At 61.3% G+C, this 21,050-nt stretch carries 19 protein-coding genes; 3 read left to right on the forward strand and 16 right to left on the reverse strand.

All coding sequences use genetic code 11. The features are described from left to right. Positions 1-23 precede the first annotated feature (23 nt). Entirely contained in the window at positions 24-449 is a 426-nt protein-coding gene (locus IVB26_RS16325) for a hypothetical protein (protein WP_247972583.1), read from the forward strand. Between the two features lie 313 nt (positions 450-762). Continuing rightward, positions 763-2,361, forward strand: coding sequence for an MASE4 domain-containing protein (locus IVB26_RS16330; protein ID WP_247972584.1), 1,599 nt, complete (start codon positions 763-765; stop codon positions 2,359-2,361). Between the two features lie 159 nt (positions 2,362-2,520). On the opposite strand, the gene IVB26_RS16335 is transcribed toward IVB26_RS16330, so the two are convergent. From IVB26_RS16335 to IVB26_RS16360, 6 genes are read right to left on the reverse strand one after another with little or no spacing between them, the layout of a single operon-like run. Beyond that, on the reverse strand, positions 2,521-3,735 hold the full coding sequence (locus IVB26_RS16335) for a M20 family metallopeptidase (protein WP_247972585.1): 1,215 nt from the start codon (positions 3,733-3,735) through the stop codon (positions 2,521-2,523). Between the two features lie 19 nt (positions 3,736-3,754). Continuing rightward, entirely contained in the window at positions 3,755-5,329 is a 1,575-nt protein-coding gene (locus tag IVB26_RS16340) for an ATP-binding cassette domain-containing protein (RefSeq protein ID WP_247972586.1), read from the reverse strand. Continuing rightward, a complete protein-coding gene (locus IVB26_RS16345) occupies positions 5,326-6,156 on the reverse strand; it encodes an ABC transporter permease (protein WP_247004552.1) in 831 nt (276 codons plus the stop codon). Before IVB26_RS16345 ends, IVB26_RS16340 begins: the two co-directional genes overlap by 4 nt. Then, positions 6,149-7,096 carry an ABC transporter permease gene (locus IVB26_RS16350; RefSeq protein ID WP_247972587.1) on the reverse strand — a complete coding sequence of 316 codons (948 nt, stop codon included), beginning with the start codon at positions 7,094-7,096 and terminating at the stop codon, positions 6,149-6,151. Before IVB26_RS16350 ends, IVB26_RS16345 begins: the two co-directional genes overlap by 8 nt. A 14-nt stretch (positions 7,097-7,110) precedes the next feature. Further along, positions 7,111-8,658, reverse strand: coding sequence for an ABC transporter substrate-binding protein (locus IVB26_RS16355; RefSeq protein ID WP_247972588.1), 1,548 nt, complete (start codon positions 8,656-8,658; stop codon positions 7,111-7,113). Positions 8,659-8,675: 17 nt separating this feature from the next. Further along, entirely contained in the window at positions 8,676-9,983 is a 1,308-nt protein-coding gene (locus IVB26_RS16360; protein WP_247972589.1) for a M20 family metallopeptidase, read from the reverse strand. Between the two features lie 81 nt (positions 9,984-10,064). Here IVB26_RS16360 and IVB26_RS16365 point away from each other — a divergent pair, with 81 nt between their 5' ends. Then, positions 10,065-10,826: a GntR family transcriptional regulator gene (locus IVB26_RS16365; protein ID WP_247972590.1), complete on the forward strand. Its 762-nt coding sequence runs from the start codon at positions 10,065-10,067 to the stop codon at positions 10,824-10,826. Between the two features lie 108 nt (positions 10,827-10,934). Here the strand turns inward: IVB26_RS16365 and IVB26_RS16370 are convergent, their stop codons facing one another. The 10 genes from IVB26_RS16370 to IVB26_RS16415 form a co-directional block, all read right to left on the reverse strand. Next, positions 10,935-11,864, reverse strand: coding sequence for an enoyl-CoA hydratase-related protein (locus IVB26_RS16370; protein ID WP_247972591.1), 930 nt, complete (start codon positions 11,862-11,864; stop codon positions 10,935-10,937). A 152-nt stretch (positions 11,865-12,016) separates the two neighbouring features. Next, positions 12,017-13,039 carry a fumarylacetoacetate hydrolase family protein gene (locus IVB26_RS16375; RefSeq protein ID WP_247972592.1) on the reverse strand — a complete coding sequence of 341 codons (1,023 nt, stop codon included), beginning with the start codon at positions 13,037-13,039 and terminating at the stop codon, positions 12,017-12,019. Positions 13,040-13,328: 289 nt separating this feature from the next. Further along, the gene (locus tag IVB26_RS16380; protein WP_247972593.1) at positions 13,329-14,573 is read right to left on the reverse strand and encodes an alpha-hydroxy-acid oxidizing protein; all 1,245 of its coding nucleotides are present in this window, start codon (positions 14,571-14,573) and stop codon (positions 13,329-13,331) included. Between the two features lie 2 nt (positions 14,574-14,575). Continuing rightward, the gene (locus tag IVB26_RS16385; RefSeq protein ID WP_247973184.1) at positions 14,576-14,848 is read right to left on the reverse strand and encodes a type 2 periplasmic-binding domain-containing protein; all 273 of its coding nucleotides are present in this window, start codon (positions 14,846-14,848) and stop codon (positions 14,576-14,578) included. Between the two features lie 255 nt (positions 14,849-15,103). Then, positions 15,104-16,663 carry an acyl-CoA carboxylase subunit beta gene (locus tag IVB26_RS16390; RefSeq protein WP_247972594.1) on the reverse strand — a complete coding sequence of 520 codons (1,560 nt, stop codon included), beginning with the start codon at positions 16,661-16,663 and terminating at the stop codon, positions 15,104-15,106. 14 nt (positions 16,664-16,677) lie between these two features. Next, the gene (locus IVB26_RS16395) at positions 16,678-16,902 is read right to left on the reverse strand and encodes an acyl-CoA carboxylase biotin carboxyl carrier protein subunit (RefSeq protein WP_247972595.1); all 225 of its coding nucleotides are present in this window, start codon (positions 16,900-16,902) and stop codon (positions 16,678-16,680) included. Between the two features lie 124 nt (positions 16,903-17,026). Continuing rightward, a complete protein-coding gene (locus IVB26_RS16400; RefSeq protein WP_247972596.1) occupies positions 17,027-18,352 on the reverse strand; it encodes a 4Fe-4S binding protein in 1,326 nt (441 codons plus the stop codon). Between the two features lie 477 nt (positions 18,353-18,829). Beyond that, positions 18,830-19,690 carry a VOC family protein gene (locus IVB26_RS16405; protein ID WP_247972597.1) on the reverse strand — a complete coding sequence of 287 codons (861 nt, stop codon included), beginning with the start codon at positions 19,688-19,690 and terminating at the stop codon, positions 18,830-18,832. Between the two features lie 18 nt (positions 19,691-19,708). Further along, a complete protein-coding gene (locus IVB26_RS16410; protein ID WP_247972598.1) occupies positions 19,709-20,587 on the reverse strand; it encodes a VOC family protein in 879 nt (292 codons plus the stop codon). Next, entirely contained in the window at positions 20,584-21,024 is a 441-nt protein-coding gene (locus IVB26_RS16415; RefSeq protein WP_247972599.1) for a hypothetical protein, read from the reverse strand. The genes IVB26_RS16410 and IVB26_RS16415 overlap by 4 nt, the downstream gene beginning before the upstream one ends. Positions 21,025-21,050 lie beyond the last annotated feature (26 nt).

Raw genomic sequence — 21,050 nt, forward strand, 5'->3', positions numbered from 1 at the left:
GCATTGCCTTGTTGAGGACTTCGGTGATTTACCTCGGAACGATCGCGCTCCTTGCGTTGGTCGTTCCGGCGACACCGTCCTTCGCGCAGGCCTCAGGCCAGGTCAGGGTCAAGATAGTGAAGGCGGGCCTGCTCGTCGGCGCTGGCGCGGGCAACGGGGTGCTGACCTATCGCGGCCACAACTATCCCTTCCAAGTGTCCGGAATTAGCCTTGGTATCACGGCCGGCGCGACCATCGGCCGGCTCGATGGCTGGGCTTCGGGCATCCGCGAAATCTCCGACTTTGCGGGTTCCTACAGCTCAGTTGGCGGCGGCGCGGCGCTCGTCGGGGGAGTGAACGGTGTCCACTTGCGCAACGACAAGGGGGTTGTGATCGTCCTGCGAGGGCCGAAGGCTGGCCTGGAGTTTGCCGCCAACCTCAGCGGGATCACAATATCGCTTGCGAAATGAGGTTGCAGGCGATTGACACTTCTGTCGCACATTAGGCGGCAAGTCTCAGTGTCGAGGGTTTGACGGCCAACCCAAGACTGTAGGCCAGAAGGCTGCACGGCAGGCTTGTCGGGGACCGGGAAGGTTCGATGACGAGAACGGCCTCATCGCCCGCACCTGGAAGCTCAGTTGCTGCGGTCACTACACCGTGGCAGGATGTCCCCTGTTAAAACCCGAGGCTGCCCAGGTGAGCGGGAGCCATGGACTGATCTTCGGGCCGCCGCGCACTCGAACAACCACAGTATCAACAACCGCCGGAGCACAGGCGGCCACCATGCTGAACGTCGAAACGCAGCGTTACACGCCCGCATCGGATCGGGATCTTCCTGTCGTAGTCGCATTGATGCCCGCAACGCCGAAACAGCGAGCAGTCGCGGTTGGCCTTGCCATTGTGATTATCGCTCTTGCAGCGCTAGTTGCGCCTTTTGCGCATCTCCAGATCGGCAGGATCGACAGTTTCGTTCCGGTTCTTCAAACCGTCCTGAGCGCAGCCGACCTGCTTACGGCAATTCTGCTGTTGGCCCAGTATTCGGTCCAGCCGCATCGATCGCTGCTGGCCATCGCCAGCGCATACCTCTTCAGCGCCTCGTTCGCTTTCTTGCAGACGTTGAGTTTTCCGGGAGGCTACGCACCTAACGGCATCATCGGTGACGGCTACAATACGCCGGCCTGGTTCTTCGTCCTTTGGCACACGACGTTTTCCTTGTGCGTGCTGTCCTACGTCTTGCTGAAAGAGATGAAAGCGGCAATTCCCCGGTCACCCGCTGCCAGCATCGCGCTCACGCTTGCGTTCGTGTTCGGGGTGGTGGTTCTAGCGGCGACGCTTGTGACCACTTGGGTCGGGCACCTGCCGAGCTTCTACACGACGAGTGTCACGCTGCAGACGCGGCTCGGTAATCAGATCAACGTCGCTTTGTTCGTTTTCGGCGCATTCTTGTTCTTGCTGCTTTTTGCACGCGGGCGAACGGTGCTTGATCTCTGGCTGATGGTGACCTTGTTGGCGTGGCTGCCTAACTTCCTCGTGGCAGCCGTCGCGAGCTCGGTTCGCTTTTCGGTTGGTTGGTATGCGGCTCGCGGCTTTGCGCTGGTCGCAAGTTGCATGCTGTCGGTCCTGCTGACCGAAATGACCGTGCTCTACTCTCGGCTCGCCAGCGCCCTGACAATGCAGCGGCGTGAGCGAGCCAATCGCTTGGTGAGCATCGACGCTGCCACCGCGGCGATCGCCCATGAAGTCAGGTCGCCTCTGGGCTCGATCACTTTGAATGCAAGCACGGCTCTCCAAATGCTTCAGGCACAACCTCCTCGGCTGGACGAGATCAACGTCATTCTCAAGGATATGGAAGAAGCAAGTTTAAGGGTGAATGAGACGATCAGGAGCGTTCGCGGGCTTTTCAAGGACGCCGCTGATCAACCTGCGACGATAAACATTGAGGAAATCACACGCCAGGTATTGCGGCTACTGCAGCACGAATTGCAGTTGAACGAAGTGTCGGTCGTGACCGATTTTCAAGTCGATGGCGCCTTGGTGCGTGCGGATCCCGTGCAACTGCAACAAGTGATTTTGAACCTGCTGAAAAACGCCATCGAAGCGGTGAACTCCGCTTTGACCGACGGTCGCAGATTGAACGTTGGAACACGGCTCGACGGCGAGGCTGTTATCCTCTTCGTTCGCGATAACGGCGGGGGAATTTGTCCGAACGACCAAGGCCGCATTTTTGAGCCGTTCTTCACGACCAAGCGGGCAGGGATGGGACTGGGCCTGCCGATCTGCCGCATGATCGTCGAAAGGTATGACGGCAGCTTGGTTCTTGCAGAATCCAGTCGTCACGGCTCGACCTTCGAGGTGGCTTTGCCGGCCATGCATCTGGTCTAACCTCCGAAGCGTGACGCCCGCGCCGTATTGGATGCGCACGAATGGCCAAGGCTCCGGTCTTGCACAGCTCACCAATCACAATGTCGGATATTGCGCTGAAATCGCAAGGCTATCCGCTTCTCCGTCGTCCCAATGATGGATTGGAGCGTCGGAGCGCATCTATCCGCAGATCTCCAGAATGGCGAGCATGTAGATGCGGATCATGTCAACGAAATCGATGATATCGACCCGTTCGTCGGGCATGGTGTTGTAACGTCCGCCGGGCCCGCAGACGATGCCTTCCATCTTGCCGAAATAGTGCAGGTGTCCGGCATCGGTGCCGTAGAAGCAGCTCGGCGCAACGGGGCCGGTCGGCTGATCTTCGCCGCGCACCGTACGATAGGCGCGATTGACCGCCGCCACGATCGGGCTCGTGCGCGGGACCTCGAACGGCGGCATGGTCGGAACTCCAGAGCGGTCCTCCGACCTGATTTCGGCCTTGAGGCCCCGAAACCTTGCTTCGAGCGCGTCGAGTTCGCGGCGCATGTCGGTCATCGCGCCGGCCTCGGTTTGCCCCGGCGCATAGCGGCCTGAGCCCTTGATCCGCACGAAGTCCGCGACCTGAGGCGTGCGCCATTCGTGCAGCTCGCGTCCGAGCGCGCCGTGGACGACGCCGACATGGACTCGATTGATCCGCTCATGCTCCGGCGAGAGCGCGCCGGAAAACTTCATCGCATTCAGGCGCGGGATGAGGTCACAGGCCGCCGTGATCGCGTCGACCGCCTCTTCGCGCTTGGACAGATGGCGGGTGTTGCCGGTGAGCTCGATGATGAACATGAAGGCCGCGGCGTGCATGGTCATCGCTTTCAGATCGGTCGGCTCCGAATTGATGAAGTAATCGGCGCGCAGTCCCTGCTCGACCAGCGAGTAGGTGCCGACCCCGCCTTGCAGCTCGCCCACGACGTAGGTGAGGATGACATCGCCCCGAAGTTTGACGCCGGCATCGATCAGCGTCTTGACGGCGCAGAAATAGGCGGCGTCGCCGGCCTTCATGTTGGAAACGCCGATGCCATAGATGAAGGATTCGTCGACCTTGCCGGCCCAGGGATCGACAGTCCAGCCTTCGGTCACCGGGTTGGTGTCGAGATGGCCGTTGAACATCAGGCTCTTGCCGCCGCCCGAGCCTTTCCAGCGGCCGACGGCGTTGACGCGGCCTTCGTCGCCGAATGGCGAGAGCTCGGTGTCGAGGCCGATCTCGCGCATGCGACCGGCCATGAAGGCTGCAAGCTGCTTCTCGCCGTCCGATTTTGAATAGCTCTTGTGCTGCACCATACTTGACAAAAGGTCGAGGGCGGTAGGCACATCGATCCGCGTGAGAAGGGTGTTGTGATCCATGGAGAAAAGATCCTTGTCGTCAGCCGACTGGCACGGGGGAGGCGGCCATCAGCTCGCGCGTGTAGGGATGAACGTGATCTGCGTCGAAATCCTCGGCCGGCAACAGGTCGACCATTTCACCGCGGCGCATCACGGCGATGCGGTGGGCGATCTGACGGATGAGGTTGAGATCGTGGGTGATGAAGAGAAAGGCGGTTCCAGTCGCGGCGCGCAGCGCCAGCAGCAGTTCGATGATCTGTGCCTGCACCGAGACGTCCAGCGGCGCGGTGATCTCGTCGCAGATCACGAGCTTCGGTCGCGCGGCGAATGCCCGCGCGATGGCGACGCGCTGCTTCTCGCCGCCTGAGAGCTGGTGCGGCCAGCGGCCGGCGTAGGAGGCCGGCAGGCGGACCTGTTCGAGCAGGCGGGGAATCTCGGCGGCGTTTCCGCCATAGAGCTTCAGCGGGCGCGACAGAATTTCGCCGATCTTGTGGCGCGGATTGAGCGAGGAGTCCGGATGCTGGAAGATGATCTGCACATCGCGGCGATAGGCCGCGTTCATGTCGCGGGCGCCCGTGATCACCTGATTGGCGAAGCAGACCTTGCCGGAGAAGCGAGCAAGACCGGTGAGCGCGCGCGCCACCGACGATTTGCCCGATCCGGATTCACCGACAAGACCAAGGATTTCTCCGGCCCGCACGTCGAGCCCGATGCTCCTGGTCGCGGGCGCCGGCACCTGGCTGAAAAGGCCGGCGCGGCCGTATTGGACTTCGATGTCCGAGGCCGAGAGAAGAATCTCGTCACTGGACTTGTCATGTACCAGGCGCCGCTCGGGTCTCGGCACCGCCTGCACGAGGACCTGCGTATCGGCATGGCGTGGGGCACGGAAGATGTCGGCGGCTGGGGCCTGCTCCACGAGACGGCCGCGTTTCAACACTGCGACCCGGTCGGCAACCCGCGTCACCAGCGCGAGGTCGTGGGATATATAAAGTGCGGCAACGCCGGTTTCCTGCCGCAGCCGGGCGAACAGCTCGAGGATGCGCGCACCGGTGATGACGTCGAGCGCCGTGGTCGGCTCGTCGAAGAGGATGATGTCGGGGCGGCAGCCGAATGCCGTGGCAATGATGACGCGCTGCTTTTCGCCGCCGGAGATCTCGTGTGGATATCGGCGCATGATCGCGGCGGGAGCGCGCAGTTCGACATGTCCGAGCAGGTCGACGGCCAGCGCGTCCGCTTCGCGGCGCCCCACGCCGCGATGCCTGATCAGCGTCTCCGTGACCTGCCGACCGATGGTGAGGGTCGGGTTGAGCGAGGTCGAGGGATCCTGGAACACCATGCCGAGCCGGCGTCCCCGGATCCTGGTCAGTTCCCGCGGGCTCAGGCCCTGCAGGTCGGTATCGCCGAGATGGAGGGAGCCTGCGATTTCGCGGGCATTGTCCGGCAAGTGGCGCATCAAGGCCCAGGCGAGCGAACTCTTGCCCGAGCCGGATTCGCCGACGAGGCCCAGCACTTCGCCCGGTGCGATCTCGAGCGAGATGTCGCGCAGTACGCGCACGGACCCCGCAGCCGTCGCGTAGTCCAGCGTATAGTTCTTGACGGCAAGGGCCGGCATCACCGCTCATCCTTCGGATTGAGGGCGTCGCGAAGGCCATCGCCCAGCAGGTTGAAGGCAATGGCGGTGAGCGCGATCGCCGCGGCAGGCACGATCAGGCCCCACGGCGCCTGGTACATGTACTGCCGGGCATCCGCCACCATGAGCCCCCATTCGGATGCGGGAGGTTGGGCGCCGACACCGAGGAAGCTGAGCGTTGCGAACAGCATTACGGCAAAGGACACCCGAATGGTGGATTCGATCACGATCGGCGCCATGACGTTGGGCAGCATCTCGCGGAAGATGATCCAGCCTGCGCCCTCACCACGCGCGATGGCCGCCTTGACGTAGTCCTGATTGCGCACGTTGAGCGCAACCGAACGCGTGACGCGCGCCATGCCGGGTGCAAAAGCCACCGCAATGGCAATGACGGCGTTGCCGGCGCCGTTGCCGAGCGTCGAGACCAGCAACAGGGCCAGCAGAAGGCCGGGGATCGCCATCACCGCGTCGTTCGTGCGCATGATGGCCTCGTCGGTCCGGCCGCCGAGATAGGCCGAGCCGACGCCGATGATGGCGCCGGCCGCACTGCCGACAAAAGTCGCGATCAGAGCCATCGGCACGGTCGACCGGGCGCCGACCATCAGGCGGCTCAGGATGTCGCGGCCGAATTGGTCCGCGCCGAGCCAGTTCTGCCAGCCGGGTGGACGAAACCGGCCAAGAAAATCGATTTTCTCGGGCGCGTACGGGGCAAGCGACGGCCCGAACAGGCATGCAATGGCGATGAGTGCCAGGAGTGTGACGCCGACGAGCCCCTGCGGTCTTCGGATCAGGCGGACGAACAGCTCAATCATAGCGGATCCGCGGGTCCAGAAGGGCATAGGCCATGTCGGCAAGCGTGTTGGTGACCGCATAGGTCGCCGCCATGATCAAAGCGCCGGCCTGGATCGACGGCAGGTCGCGCGTGGTGATTGCGACCATCAGGGCCCGTCCGATGCCGGGAATGGCGAAGATCTCCTCGATCACGATGATGCCGCCGAGCAGGTAGCCGACATCGAGCGCGATGATCGTCACCACCGGCAACAGCGCGTTGCGCAGCGCGTGACGAAACAGCACGCTGCGTTCCGGCAGGCCCTTCAAGCGGGCTGCGCGGATATAGTCCGATTTCAGCACGTCCAGCGTCTCGGAGCGCATCATGCGCATCACATGCGCGATGAGGATCACCGAAATCGTCAGCACGGGCAGCGCCAGATGAGAAATGCCCTCCCCGAAATGTTCCAGCGGCGAGACGTAGCCCGTTGCCGGCAACCAATGCAACGTGTCGGCCAGCAGGAGCGCAAGCAGCGTGGCAGTAACGAATTCGGGCAACGAGACACCGAGATATGCGATCAGGCTGAGGCCTGTGTCGGCGAACCTGCCTTGCCGCAGCGCCGCCACCACGCCGAGCGGTACGGCGACGACCAGCGTGACCAGGATGGACGATGCCGCGAGCAGCAGCGAACGCGACAGCGCGCTCAGCATTTCCGGTCCGACGGGCTGGCTGGTCCGCATCGAGATGCCGAAATCGCCGGTGAAGACGTGGCCGGCCCAGCGCAGATATTGCTGCCAGGCCGGAGCGCCGAGCCCAAGCCTCGCCCTGAGCGCAGCCAGCATCTCCGGCGTCGCGTTTTCGCCGAGCAGTGACTGGGCCGCGTCGGCCGGCAGAATCTGCGTGATGGCGAACACCAGCATCGAGACCACGATGACGGTGTAGACCATCAGCAGCAGACGGCGCCCAAACCAGACGAGCGACACTCGAAGTCTCCGCGTCAGCCGCGCTTCGGCGCGCCGGCGCCGAGCGACACGAGATCGAGACGGAATACTGAACCGCGCGGATGCAACGTGTAGCCCTCGACATAGGCTCGCTGCGCAGCAAGAAGATCAAAGAATGCCGAGATCACGGAGGGCACTTCCATATTCATCATCTCCTGCGCCTTTGTATAAAGCGCGGCACGCTTCGCCTCATCGGTCTCGACACGGGCCGCATTGATGACTGTGTCGAAGGCGCTGTTGTTCCAGCGTGTCTCATTCCAGGTCGCGTTGGAGGTAAAAAGCAGGTTGAAGATCGCATCCGCCGTCGGCTGCATGTTGTAGAAGCCGACGTAGAAACTCCCCTTCTTCCAGACCTGGTCGAGATAGGTCGCGTGGGGCATTGTCTGCAGGTTGATGCGGAAGCCGGCCGCAGCGGCCATCTCGCGAACCGCGACGCCGAGTTGGGTGCGGGTCGCCGGCTTGTCGGACGCGATCAGCGTCAGATCGATACCGTTGGGATAACCGGCCTCGGCCAGAAGCTGCTTCGCCTTGGCGATGTCGGGCTTCTTCATCGGAATGTTCTTGTAGAAGTGATAGGCGGAGTTCAGGGGGGTATCGTTGCCCGGCGTGCCGTACCCGCCGGCGACGAAACCGACGGTCGCCTCGCGGTCGACCGCCAGGGCGAGCGCCTGGCGAACCCTGATGTCGTTGAAGGGCTTCTGATCGCATCCAAGGATGATATTGAGGAATTGGCCGGACGGGACGCGCAGCGCCTTGACGCCACCGGTCTTCGCAAGTCGCTCATATTCGCCAGGCGTCGTCGTCAGAAGCAGGTCGATCTCGCCTGAGATCATCGCCGAGGCTTCGGCCGTGCGATCGGGATAGACCAGCAGTTCCACGCTGTCGAGGTACGGCCGCGTCGGGTCGTAGTAGGCGGCGTTGCGTTCGACGACGATCTTTCGATCGGGCTCATAGGATACCAGCTTGAAGGGCCCTGTGCCGTTCGCCGTGGTGGACAGCCTGGCGAGATCGGACGCGATGACCTTCGCCGGGACGATCCGCGCGTTGAGGTAAGTGAGGGCCACCGGTAGGTCGGCGTAGGCGCCGGAGAGCGTGAACTTGACGGCCAGCGGATCGATCGCTGCAACCTCCTGGATCGGCCCGACATTGGTCCGCCCGGGGGAGGCCGTTTTCGGATCGAGGATAGCCTTGATGCTGGCGACGACGTCTTCGGACGTCAGCGGCGAACCATCGTGGAACGTCACACCCGGGCGCAGCTTGAAGATCCACTCGGTGCGCGTCTCGTTTGGCTCCCAGGATAGCGCGAGGTCCGGCTCGACCGTCATGTCCGGCTTCAGCCGGGTCAGGTTGGAATAGAGCAGCTCGGTAACGAGATATTCCGGATTGACCCGCGCCAGCATCGGGTGAATCACCGACGCGGCCTGGTCGAGCGACATCCGCAGCACGCCGCCGCGCTTGGGGGTATCGGCGCCGGCGATCCTGGGAAGAGTGACGAGGCTGATGGCCGTGCCGGCAAGAAACACGCGACGGGTAACGGACAGCATGGGAGAGGCTCCTCGAGTTAGCCAATGGCGGTTGCTTCGGGCGAGAGATCGGGACGGAATTCGGCGGACAGATAGGCGAGGACCGACTTCGCGAGCGTGACGATGTCGGTGAGCGTCGTGAATTCGCCGGGCGCGTGAATGCGGCTGTTCGTGCGACCAAGGCCCGTGAGAAGGATCTCCTGCATGCCGGTCGCCTGCACCCAGCCGAAGTCGGAACAGCTCGTCGCGCCCCATTTGGCGAATTCGTCGGGCGCGTAGCCGAACCCGGCCGACAGTGCATCCTGCCAGCGCGGCCAGTGAGGACCGGTCGGATCCGACGTCGGCATCAGGTGCCCCGTGAGGACAATCTCGATCGCAGCGTGGAGCGCGGCCGTGCGGATCGCGTTTTCGATTTCGCTGCGCGCTGCGAGGAAGTCCTCCTCCGGCGCGTAGCGGCGGCAGATGAGGATCTCGAACTGCGACGGAATCTGGCCGCCGCATTCGCCGCCATGCGCGGCGGAAATGTCGAGCTGCGCGGCGAGCGGACCCGTCGCGCCTGGCGGGGCGGGCAGGGCGGAGACGCGCTTTGCGATCTCCGGCTTTAGTGCGGCAAGCGCATTGAGGATCGGCAACGCGGCCTCGATGGCATTGGCGCCGGCCCCGGCGCGCGCGGCCTCGCTCGCATGAACCGTCCGGCCATGGACCTTCACCAGCAATGTGAACAGACCGAAGCACCCGGCCCAGATCCGTGGCGCTGCGACGCCGTTGAAGTTGAGGATGTGCCCTTCGAGCAGGCCCTGCTCGGCGAGATAACGTACTCCGGGATAGAGCCCGCCTTCCTCGTCGGTGCAGAGCAGCAGCATTGGATCGTAGCCCAGCTGCAGGCCCGTTCTTTCGGCGGCGCGCAGCGCCAGCAGCACGGCGGCGATGGTTCCCTTCATATCGGCGGCGCCAAGGCCGATCAGGCGATCGCCATCGCGCGTCAAACGCAGCGGATCGGTTGTCCAGCCGGGCGAAGCAGGCACGGTATCGATGTGAAAATACAACCCCAGGGCCGGTTTGCCGGAGCGGCGGCGTGCAATGAGATTGGTGCGCGTGCCATGCGCTGGGCCGCCGGCGACGCGCCACAGATGGTCGGGTACGTCGACGCGCTGACATTCCAGGCGGAGCGTTGCGAGCACGTTCTCCATCAGAGCGGCAAATGCACCGTATCCCGCGCCAGGCGGAAAACTTGTATCCACTGCGATCATCCGCGCGAGATCGTCGATCGCACTTTCAGCGGTGCGTTCGATCTCGGCGAAGCTGTCGGCCAAGGTCGGCCCGGGCGGCGATGGAGGCGAATTCATTTGCGGCGGCCGATTTCTATATTCTATAAAGAAATAGACGATGGACGCCGACTGCTGTCAATTCCAAATAATGAGGCACGTGTGACCGGCAAACAGGCAAAGGCACCGACCGGCGACCCCTCGAGCCTGCCGGTTCCGCTGTACGAGCACGTAAAACGGCAGATCGCCGAGGCGATCCTCATCGGGGAATTATCCCCAGGCACTGTCTTGCCGGGCGAGGTCGCGCTGGCAGCACGGTATGGAGTTGCGGTCGGCACCATGCGCCGCGCTCTGGCCGATCTGACGGGTGACGGCATGCTGGTGCGCCGTCGCAAGACCGGAACGGTCGTGACCGGCCGCGCGCCGCAGCACAGTCTTCGCTTCTTCTTTCAGTATTTTCGCCTGCATGGCGAGGACGGAACCTTGCAGCATTCCACGCCCAAGGTCCTGTCGGTGCAGATTGGACCTGCCGATCCTGAAGAGGCTGCGCTCTTTGCAGAGCCTGTCGGCGAGCCACTTATCCGTCTGCACCGCATCCGACTGCTTGGCAGAGCACCCGTGATGCATTCGCGAATTCGCCTGGTTGCGCGCCGCGTTCCCGATTTCCCGGATGTGGCGGCCCGGGTGCCCGCGCTTCTCTACCTCCATTTGCTCGATGCTTACGGCATTCGGATTGCGGCGGTGCGTGAGAAGCTCACGGCTGAACTTGCCGATAAACACGACCGTCGCCTGCTAGTGCTGCCTTCCCCAAATGCCGTCCTCGTGATCCGCGAGGAAGCTTACGACCAGGCGGGCGCGTTGACGCTGCTCAGCGAGCACCGCGCGACGACCAAGCATCATCACTACGTGAATGAGATCAGCTGAGACGCGCATGACCGATCAGCTGGGATCGTCCAGAGCGAGCGCCCAGAGGCAATCCATCTTCAGCGATGCAATCCGGGCTGAGGTCCGGCCTAGGAGAGAGCGACGCAATCAGCGCCCTTCGTAAACCGGCGGTCTGTTCTGCGCTTCGGCATCGCGGCCCTCCTGGAAATCCCTTGTCATGAGCAGCGCACGATATTGTTCGCCAAGTGTGGCCATGGCCGCGCTCTCCGGGTCTTCAAGCGCCATGCGGGAGCTGGCTAGAGAGGCTTTGGTGCCGAGCGGACCGGACGCAGCGATCTTGTTCGCAATTTCGATCGCCTTCGTGAGAGCCGCCTCCCGGTTTGGAGCCAAAACCTGAACGGTTCCCATTCGGAAGGCCTCTTTGGCTCCCCAATGGTCTCCCGTCAAAATGTATCGCATGGCGTTTCCCCAACCCGCTTCTCTGGGAAAGCGGATCGTGGCGCCGCCTCCAGGAAATCGACCATGCGTATTTTCATCTTGGCCGAACTCCGTGTCTTCCGAAGCTACGCGTATGTCCGCTGCAAGGAAGAGCTCATGGGCCAAGTTCCAGGTGTCGCCATGGACCGCAATGATCAGTGGCTTCGTGAGCCTTGGCTTGATCCGACCCGTGGGGTCGATGAAGCCTGGCCCGTCCAGAAGTTTTCTTCCTGACTGGGCGAACGATTTGGTGGCATCGACATCGATGCCTTTGGAAAAGCGATCGCCATGGCCGAACAGCACTGCGGCACGAAGCGACGGGTCCCGATCATAGTCGAAGTATGCTCTCGCCAGTCCTTCCAGCGCCTCTGGGTCGATCCGGTTGTCGATGTAGGGCCGGTTGATGCCGATCAATACGACCTGTCCCTGGCGTTCGACCGTGATCTTCGTCCGAGGGCTGTAAGGAATTTCTGCCATACGAGCCGTCTGATCATTTTGTGCTGAAGTGGACGGCGCGCCTCCGGTCTGTTGCGCGTGCAAAGGCGACAGCCAAAGCAGGACGACCGCAAGCGAGATCGTTACTCTGTCGAAACGAAGCATCTTGATCTTTCACCGAGAAGCGAGGGCATGTGCTGGAATTGGGATGAGTGGCCAAGAGCTCTGATGAACCTGGCTGCAGGACCGATATCGGTGTCTGCCCCAATTGGCTCAATGGCCACTCATCCTATGATCGTCGAGCGCAAACACAATCATCAGGCGAGGGTGAACGATAGCGTCCCAAGTCCCTGGATCGTGCTTTCGATCTTATCGCCGGCTTTCAACCAGACCTGCTTCTCCTTGGGATATCCGACGATCACGCCGGAAGGCGTGCCGGTGAAGATGATGTCCCCCGGTTCGAGAGCGAGCAGCCGGGAGGCGTACGCGATGATCTTCTGAGGATTGAAGATCAGTTTCGTCGTGTTCGACGATTGCCGCACTTCTCCGTTCACGCGAGTCTCGAGGTCCAGATTGTTGGGATCGATCTGATCGGCGGAAACGAAATATGGTCCGATGGGGGCGAAATCATCGAGCGTCTTGCCGACCATCCACTGGCCGCCGGGAACCTCCAGTTGCAGATCTCTCGATGTAAAATCGTTGCCTACGGCGTATCCGGCGACGTATGACAGAGCATCCTCAACGGGGACATTGCGCGCCTTGCGGCCAATCACGACGACCAGCTCGGTCTCATAGTCAAACTTGTAGCAGACGTCGCGCGGCGGAAGTTGCACCGTCACCATGTGCGGTGCAAGCGAGTTGTTGTACTTGTTGAAGAGGATAGGTAGAGGAGGCAGTTTCTGGCCCGTTTCCTCGACGTGTTCTCGGTAATTGAGGCCGAGGCAGACGATCTTTCCAGGCTTGTTGAATAGACGCCCGAACTTGATCTTCGATTCATCAAGGAATGCAGCTTTTGCGTTGGGCGCCTTGAGAGCAGTATCTACGAGGGTTTTCAGCTCGGCATTGCCGCCGTTGACGAGGAGCGCCTCCAAAGTGAGCGGCGCCGATAATCCGAGGAGCTTGGTCGCGGCGGCCACGTCGAGTACGCCGGCAGCGGTCTTCACTCCCATGGTTTCGCGCCCGTCGTCCTGGCGTATCGACAATATGGTGAGCTTGCGAGGCAGTTCATCGCTCCCGTTGCTCCGCGACGCCGTTTCCCCCGCAGCCTGCGCACTGACCTTAGTAGTGGCAAGGGCGGCCGCGGCAAGGCCTGCTTTCATCAGCTTTCGACGTGAGTGCATGATAATCTCCTTGGATGTATTGTTGGTGAGGTGACTGAAGTTGTTTCCGCTGTGGCGCTCAGCGGCAGGTTACGTCACGGGGTAGATCGAGGGGACTTGTGGGCCGGGCAGTTCCTCGCGGCTCCAATGAGTTTGTCATGAGAACAATAGGATGGACGTATCGCGCGCGCTCCGGTTAATTCGGCTAGGCGTTATTCATCGGAGAATGGTTCCGCTTAGAGCTCCATATGTCTGCCGAAGGTCATGCCGCGGATGGAAAGAGCGGCAGAAGATCGCTGGGATCGTCCAGTCATGAGCGAGCGCCCAGAGGCAATCCATCTTCAGCGATGCAATCCGTGCTGAGGTCCGCAATCGAGGGGCAACCAATTTGTGCCATGGTGTTGTCGATCTCTGCGAACATCATGTTGAGCACTTCCGTTACGCCAATTTCGCCCCGAGCCGCCAACCCGTAGAGTGTCGCGCGACCAAGTTGAACCGCGTTTGCTCCAAGAGCGAGCGCCTTCACGATGTCTGCGCCGCGGCGGAAACCGCTGTCGATAAGGATCGGTTGTGTGATCTTGCTTCTTGTTTCGGCCAAGACTTGAAGCGGGGAGATCGCGTCCCCCAGCTGCCGACCTCCGTGATTTGACAGGATTACGCCGTCAGCGCCCTCAGCGACGCATCGCACGGCATCGTCCGGCCGCAACACTCCCTTGACCAATAGCTGATGAGGCCAGATGGAGCGTAGCCACTTCAGATCTTTCCAGCTGAAGGTCGTGTCCAGGCCTCGTCTCATTTGCCCAGCCTGACTTGCCGTATCCGAAGCGTCTCTTCTGGTAAAGTTCGCCACCTTCGGCATGCCGTGCTTTGCAAAGTCGAGTGCCCAGCTTGGATGCGTCAGGCCATCGACGAGCAAGCTCGATGAGTAATTCAACGGCAACTTGAAGCCATTGCGATTGTCGCGCTCTCTGAGCCCGTCAACCCCGAGATCGACCGTTAGAATGAGCTTTGAGTAGCCTGCTGCCTTGGCCCGCTCTACCAGTTGTTGCGACAACGTCTTGTTCAACACATAGAGCTGGAACCACTTGTCCCCGCCCGCATTTTGCGCCACGTCCTCAATGGACGCTGTTGAAGCGGTCGACAAGGCAAAGGGAATGTTGGTCTTCTCAGCGGCTCGCGCCAACGCGATGTCCCCGTTAGGCCAGAACGCGCCATTCAAGCCGGTCGGAGCAATAATGATCGGTGCATCATACTTCTTTCCAAACAAGACAGTCGAAATGTCTCGTTTGCTGATGTCGAGCAGCCGTTTGGGACGGAAAACAAGGCGTTCGAATATTTCCCTGTTGTGCAACAAGGACCACTCGCCTCCCGCGCCACCCTCGAGGTAGTCAAACACAATTTTTGGCAAGCGCGTCCTTGCCAGCTCGCGATAGTCAAGAACGTTTACCGGAGCGTCTCCATAGTTGAAAAACGTCGTCCCACCTAGCGAGCTGGCAAGCGCCCCTCCCGCTGCCGCTCCGCCAATGCCAAAAAGCACGTTCCGACGAGAAATCATGTTCAATCCTTCACAGCCGCCAATCGCTTGTTTGCGATGAGCGAAATCAGAAGAGGAAAGGGCGCCAAGAAGACGCCTAGGCCGGCCATCTGAATGGCGAACAGCAGGCTGTCACACGCAAGGCGCGCTTCCTGCGATTTCACGCCGTGACCTGCTTTGGCATACCAAAGGTCCCATAAACCTGGCCCGCTCTTCAGTTTGATCAAAGTCATTTCTGCCAAATCTCTGGCTCTACGTATCGGGCCGACCCCTTCGCGAAGGCTTCGATCAGCCACCGATCGAAATGAAGATTCGAACAGACGCTCGGATGGCAGCTCGCTCGATGTTGCTTCCTCCAACGGCGTCGCTCGGGTCCGCTCGGTATGGCTCTCAAGCAGCTGCCGAAATTAGTTATTGACTAGTAAGTATGTTAATTGAAGTGACTCGTAGTTGTCAACCGAGCGCCAGGCAGAGAAATTGGATTGCTTCGTCGCTTTCGCTCCTCCAGGACGGCCTTGTGATCAACGTGCCTACATCCGCTTTAGCAAGTCTCAAGGTCGGAAGCCGAAGCGGGGAGGTCCCAATTCGCCCGCGAGTTTCGGTTCGGCCATGTCGATCCACTCGGCGAGGCGTGCCCTTGTTTCGACTGGATGGATGATGTCGTGAACGGCAAAGGCTTCAGCCTGACGAAATGGCGATTGCAGTGCGGCGAACTGCTCCTCCAACTCGGCCCGTTTCGCACCCGGGTCCGGAGCGGCGTCAATCTCGCGCTTGAAAGCGATGGCGACGCCGCCTTCCACCGGGATGGCGCCGCTCTCTGCCGAGGGCCAAGCGAGAACGAACGTGCCCGTCGGTTTATGGGCGTAAGCGCCAAGACCCATCGACTTGCGGATGATGACCGACGCCCACGGCACAGTAGAAAGCGCGACCGCAGCGAGTGCCGCAGCGCCGTGCCGGATGGTCGCGGCAGCTTCCGCCTCCGGGCCGATCATGAATCCGGGCTCGTCGACCAAGGTGACGATCGGCACATGAAATAGTTGGCACAAGTCTACAAAGCGCCTGACCTTTTGCGCGCCTTCGGCGGTCAACGATCCCGCATTATGGCGCGGGTCACTCGCGAAGACGCCGACCGGATGACCGCACAACCGGGCGAATGCGGTGATCTGGCCTGGACCGAAACGTCGGCCCATTTCGAAGATCGAGAACTGATCGAAGATGCCGTCCATGACCTTGCGCGCGTCGTATGTTCGTCGCCGGTTTGACGGCACGATAGTCTCGAGCGCCGCGGCTGCCTCCGCCAGCGGATCCCGCGGCGGTGCTTTCGGCGGCAGCTCCCAGACGTTATGCGGCAGGTAGGACAGAAATTGTCGGATCCGCTCGAACGCGGCCTTTTCATCCTCGACTACGTCGTCGACGAGCCCACTGCGTGCGTGGACATCGGGCCCGCCCAATTCCTCCTTGGTTACCTTGACGCCCAGGGCTCGCTCGACCAGCGCCGGGCCACCTGCAAGGATTTGCGCCGACCGCGTCATCACGGTGTAGTGCGAGGCCGCCAGGCGCCCGGCTGGAAGGCCGGCCACCGCCCCTAGGGCCGCGCTGATGACGGGGACGGCGTTTAGGCATCGTGCCATCGATTCGAAACGATTGGGAGCGTAGACCGGCTCCGGCAAGGTGTGAGCATTCTTGCCGCCGCTGCCCGTGATGCTCGCTCCCGATCCTTCATGCAGGCGCACTAGCGGAAGTCGGTACCTCAAAGCAACTTCCTCGGTATAGATGCTCTTCCGCAGCCCCGCCGGATTGGGCGAGCCGGCATTCATCGTGTAATCTTCGCCCGCTGCGATGCAGCGACGGCCGCCGATGCGGCCGAATCCCAGCACGAAATTGGCCGGCGTGAAAAAGAGTTCTCCGGCGTCGCTTCTTTCGCTTGATCCCGCCAGGGGCCCGATCTCGCTGAAAGATTCGGCGTCAAGCACGCCCAGGATCCGCTCCCGAATCGTGAGCTTGCCTCTCGCATGCTGCTTGCGAACGGCTTCGTCGCCGCCCTGGAGCTTGCCGAGCCGCCGCCGTTCGTTGATCTCGGCTGCTCGGTCCTGCGGCTGCTCATCGGCCATGAGTTCCCTCTGGTTCATGCTGACACGATCACCATGACCGGATCGCCCTCCGCCAGCATATCGTCGGGCTGCCGCAATAGCCTTGCAACCGTACCACCGGCAGGGCTGGTCAGCGGTATCTCCATCTTCATGGCTTCGAGCAGTGCGAAGTCCTGACCAGCCTCCAGCGGATCGCCCTCGCTCACGCTGAAGCTCAAGAGCCGTCCCGCCAATTCCGCCCGTATCGTTGTTTCGCTCATTTGCAGCCTTTCATCTCGATCTTCGACGCGCACTGATCGGTGGACGGGATGACACCGGCTGGCCGGCTTCATTCGGGGCCGAACCTCGGCTCAGTGAAAGCCGACCTCGGCTTGGCGACCGGATTCAGATCGGGAAGCAGCGAATGAAGGCGGCAAACAGCTTTTCATCGCTCGGGCTCACCAGTTTGGATCCGATCGCTTCGGCAAGGTCGAGATCATGGTTGGTAACGCTCAACCATGCCTTGGAATCCGCCGTGACCTTCAATCCCGCGTCACCGACATGGCGGTCGGGAACGACCTCCAGCTTCCGGTCCTTGATGATGACCGTCGCATCGAGCGTCGTCGTTCCCGTGAAGCTCAGATGTGTCACAAGGTCCAACCCTTTGGCCCTGCCGCGCTGGAAACCAAGCGACAGGGAGAAGAGGTAACCCTGAATGTTGGCGCTATAGCGGCCCGAGGTGACATACTGCACCTTCTTGTGAGGGAAGCGCCGTGTGACCGTGTCCTCGGCATCGGTGTCCCGGATCACGTAGACGAACTCGTCTTTGTCGATCAGCGGCTTGACCACCTCCGCAAAGTGGGCGTCGCGGTTCTCCAGGAAGGGGCCGATGACATCTTCGCCGGCCGGACAGGCCGCGATGCAATAGGCGGCCTTGTAGCCCGGTTTGAATGAGAGCGACTGCCAGATGTTCAGTGTTTCGGTGCGGGGCACGCGTGAGCGATAGTCCTTGGCATCTTTCGAATCGGCAACGTTCTCGACCCACTGCGCAAAGTTGCCGAGAAAGTCGTGATAGTTGTGAGTCTGGCAGGACAGGAAATCGAAGCCGCCGTCCGGTTTGATCGCCCCGACCGGGCAGGCGGCGACGCACAATTTGCATTCCAGGCAGGGATTGTAGTCGATCGGCTGATCATAGGCGTCGACCTCCCGTCCAAGCAGAATCGTGCCGAGCACCATGAAGCTTCCGAACTTCGGATGGATGATGCTGCGATGGATTCCCATGCGACCGAGCCCGGCCTCCACGGCGATCGGCTTGTGCTGGACCATCATGACCCGTGGCAGATCCATCTCCATCGGAAAGGCGGCCACCGAATTGCAGGCCGGGATGCCGTGCTCTTCGAGCGCGCGGACGATCGCGCGCGCAGTTTCGTTCGCATGATCATAGGTGCCGTGGAATTCCTCGTTGGCGACCGAGCGGGCAGGGGATCGGACCGGCTCACGATTCATGCTGCAAGCGATCGCGAGCAAGGACCGCGTGCGGCCGTAGACCTTCCGGATGACTTTTACCTGAGGTGCGATCGCGGCGCGATTGATCTCGATGATGCCTGCATCATCGGCGCCGCAGTCGCGCGCGATCTGCTTGATCAGATTCGCAGAAACGGGGATGTCGGCAACGTGCTGACGGCTGCGGGAGCGGACGCTCTTCACCGTGGGGTGATCTTCAAGGCTCAAGGCGATCCCCTATCTCGATAGAATGGCTCGTCATCGCTTCCCTCCATGCCTTGGACGAGGGTTATAACGAGAAATGGCCACTTCACCAACAATAATTCAAAAAACGAACTGACAGATATTTGGTGGGACCGCATCGTTCGCTTGGTCGACCGCTTGTAAGTATGAGAAATATAACGGTATTTTTGGGTAGAATTCAGCTGCCTTTATTGGGTGTCGCAAATCTAGATGGGGTGCAGGAATGGTTGGGTGCTCATTTAGTCTAAAAAAGGAACGTTAGATTTCGTCAGGCGCCACCTTGGGTGTCTGCATCCATGTGCAAACAAAAAAGCGCTGCGCCATTCGGCAGTGGGGCTGATCGGGAAAAGCCAGCCCCTGACTTGCCGCGCATGCAATAGCCTTCCGCCCCTTCAATCCGAGATCCATGTGACCTCCTACGAAGTTGCTCCACCCCGTTCGGTGATGGGTCTGCTCTATTCTTCAGTTGGATGGAAGCGTCATGCCTGCGGGCTTGGAGCCCCACATGCAAAAGCTGGCCGGCTCAAATCCGAATTGCCGTGGCCTGTGGGTCGCTTCATCTTCGATCTCATCAACGCCAACAGAATACTCGAAGATCATGCCATCCGGTCCTTTGAAATACAGAAACCGGGCGCCTGAGGTCGGATGCCGGCCAGGACCGAACACGATCGGCACGCGCTTCTCATGAAGAAAGTAGTACGAGCGCAGCACGTCGTCGCTGCTCTGGACCTGATGGTTGATGTGCTGGATGCCGGCGAACGGCGCGCGGACCAGCGCAATAGTGTGGTGGATGGCGTTGACCCGCATCAGGGGAATATCACCAATGCGGTCGCTGACGCGGGCATTGCAGACCTGAGTCCAGAATTGCTCATCGCGCGCCGGATCGGTCGAGTTCAGTCCGATATGGCTGAAGCCGGTGATGCCGGCGTCACGGCTCGCGAAATAGCGTCGTCCGTGGCGCTCGGGCCGGACCACCAGCTCGACGTGATTTCCGGTCGGATCACTGAAGCCGATGAAGGCCTTCACCTTGCGAAGGCTGGCCTCATCAGCCGTCCCAGCATGGACGGGGTGGCCGAGCGATTCAAGCGTGGACGCCGCATCCTGCAAGCTTGCCTCATTCTCGACCTCGAAGCCGACGGTCTGGCTCCGCGGATCTCCTTCCGAATAGCACAGCGTGTGGGCACGGTCGTCGGAGCGCAGATAAAGCTCCTTCTTGCCTTGCTCGGCGATCTGCAGGCCGAGACAGGTCGTTGCGAAGCTCTCCGCAGATTCCAGGTCGGGTGAGCCAAGCCGGACGTAGCTGACATCCTTGAGCTGGATCATGCTGTTTTCCTCGTTTTTCTAGACCAGCGCACTGAGCTCCGGTACGTCGCTGCTTTCGCTGCCCCACTCGCACAGAGATGTTGCCGTCAATGGAAACTGCCGCGCCGGACGCGGTTTGTCGCCGTATTTCGACATGCCATTGACGTAGGAAAAAATCAGACCGTCCGGACCTTCGATGTGCAGGAAGATCTGGCGCGAAGCAGCTTCTCGCCCCGGGCCTTGCACGATCTTGACTTGGCTTTCCTGCATGAAGTAGCTGTTCTGCATGATCTGATCGAGTGCCTCGACCTCGAAGGCCGCATAGAGGAGTCCGTTGCGTGTTGACGGGTACAGCGCGACGCGGTGATGCATCCCGTCGATCCGCAAGTAGGTGATATCGCCAACCCAATCGCTGACCGCGGCGCCGACGGCTTGCCAGAAAACGAGGTCGCGGACGTGGTCGGCGGTACGAAGCCCCACGCTATGAAATTGCACGATGCCGGCATCGCGGGTCGGAAAATAGCGGCGGCCGCTACGGCTGGGGCGCACCACGAAGTCTATCCGGTTGTTCGAGGCGTCTTCGGTCAGCAACGCGGACTGGACATAACGGCGGTTGCATTCAGCCGCGCTGGCGTCTCTCACTGCAAAGCCGAGTTGACTCAGGCGCTTGCTGATCGTCTCGAGAGCCTTATCGTCCCATACTTCGATCCCGACGCTTGCGTTCTCGCTCGAATTGCTGCCGAGGCTTACCGTGCGGTAGCGGTCGTCCGAGCGAAATGCGATCTCGCCGTTATGCTCCGCAACCCGCTGCAGGCCGAAAACGTCCGACATGAACCGCGCACTGGCGTGGAGTTCGCTGACCGCAAGCCGGACATAGCAGACGGACGTAATCAGAGGCGTCGCCTGGCCGTTGATCATTTCGTCTGCGCCCTTGTGGATTGAGATTCCAGGAAAATCTTGATCATCCGCCGCCATACCGAGAACAATTCGTCGAACCATTTCGGGTCGTTGTCCCAGAGTGCGCGCAACGCCATGCCCCGGACGACGCCGAGGGTGAGTGCGACGATATCGGCCGCGACGGCTGCGGGCACACCGCCCGTCACCAGCGCCTCGGCCCAAGCTGCTTCGACCGGACGGCGTGCCTTGCGTGAGATGTCGAGAATTTGCCGGCGCACGGCCTGGTCGGTGGAGGTCGAAAGCACGATGTCGATCGCCACCATGAAGTGCTCGCTGAAGAAGAACTCCCTCGCGTCCGCAATGACCGCCTCGATTAGATCTCGTGGTCGGTTTACCGCGGCGGCGCGACGACGGCTGAGGATCTGCGCCTGCTCGAACACATATTCGAGCGTGGCCACGACGAGGGAATCTTTGGTCGGGAAGT

The sequence above is a fragment of the Bradyrhizobium sp. 195 genome (genome assembly GCF_023101665.1).
Taxonomy (GTDB): Bacteria; Pseudomonadota; Alphaproteobacteria; order Rhizobiales; family Xanthobacteraceae; genus Bradyrhizobium.

Coding starts and splice junctions, on each gene's coding strand:
- IVB26_RS16345 (WP_247004552.1), bottom strand. CDS start 6,156: ATGATTGAGCTGTTCGTCCGCCTGATCCGAAGACCGCAGGGGCTCGTC.
- IVB26_RS16410 (WP_247972598.1), bottom strand. CDS start 20,587: ATGATCAACGGCCAGGCGACGCCTCTGATTACGTCCGTCTGCTATGTC.
- IVB26_RS16405 (WP_247972597.1), bottom strand. CDS start 19,690: ATGATCCAGCTCAAGGATGTCAGCTACGTCCGGCTTGGCTCACCCGAC.
- IVB26_RS16355 (WP_247972588.1), bottom strand. CDS start 8,658: ATGCTGTCCGTTACCCGTCGCGTGTTTCTTGCCGGCACGGCCATCAGC.
- IVB26_RS16395 (WP_247972595.1), bottom strand. CDS start 16,902: ATGAGCGAAACAACGATACGGGCGGAATTGGCGGGACGGCTCTTGAGC.
- IVB26_RS16370 (WP_247972591.1), bottom strand. CDS start 11,864: ATGCTTCGTTTCGACAGAGTAACGATCTCGCTTGCGGTCGTCCTGCTT.
- IVB26_RS16380 (WP_247972593.1), bottom strand. CDS start 14,573: ATGATTTCTCGTCGGAACGTGCTTTTTGGCATTGGCGGAGCGGCAGCG.
- IVB26_RS16335 (WP_247972585.1), bottom strand. CDS start 3,735: ATGGATCACAACACCCTTCTCACGCGGATCGATGTGCCTACCGCCCTC.
- IVB26_RS16330 (WP_247972584.1), top strand. CDS start 763: ATGCTGAACGTCGAAACGCAGCGTTACACGCCCGCATCGGATCGGGAT.
- IVB26_RS16360 (WP_247972589.1), bottom strand. CDS start 9,983: ATGAATTCGCCTCCATCGCCGCCCGGGCCGACCTTGGCCGACAGCTTC.
- IVB26_RS16390 (WP_247972594.1), bottom strand. CDS start 16,663: ATGGCCGATGAGCAGCCGCAGGACCGAGCAGCCGAGATCAACGAACGG.
- IVB26_RS16375 (WP_247972592.1), bottom strand. CDS start 13,039: ATGCACTCACGTCGAAAGCTGATGAAAGCAGGCCTTGCCGCGGCCGCC.